The sequence below is a fragment of the Cellulomonas sp. GbtcB1 genome, assembly GCF_019091725.1.
Lineage (GTDB): Bacteria > Actinomycetota > Actinomycetes > Actinomycetales > Cellulomonadaceae > Cellulomonas.
Genome location: NZ_JAGXJG010000353.1, coordinates 1 through 254, shown reverse-complemented (window position 1 = coordinate 254; position 254 = coordinate 1). Strand labels below are relative to the sequence as shown.

At 81.1% G+C, this 254-nt stretch carries 1 pseudogene; it reads left to right on the top strand.

The window, feature by feature from the left end:
• A pseudogene (locus tag KVT14_RS20690) lies at nt 1-218 on the top strand (single-stranded DNA-binding protein); the annotation flags it as partial.
• Between the last annotated feature and the right edge of the window lie 36 nt (nt 219-254).

Sequence of the window (254 nt, the reverse complement as noted above, 5' to 3'; positions counted from 1 at the left end):
CCTCGCTCCGCTACCCCTCGGCCAAGGTCACCCGGACCCAGCGGTCCGGCGGTGGCGGCGGCGGGTTCGGCGGCGGCGGTGGCGGCGGCTGCAACGGCGGTGGCGGCGGCGGTGGCGGGTTCAACGGCGGCGGCCAGTCCGCGCAGCAGGGCGACCCGTGGGCCACGCCCGCGGGCGGCGGGGGGGCGGGTGGCTACTCCCACGAGCCCCCCTTCTGATCGCGCACCCCTGACCGCCAGGTGGCCGCCGGCGCC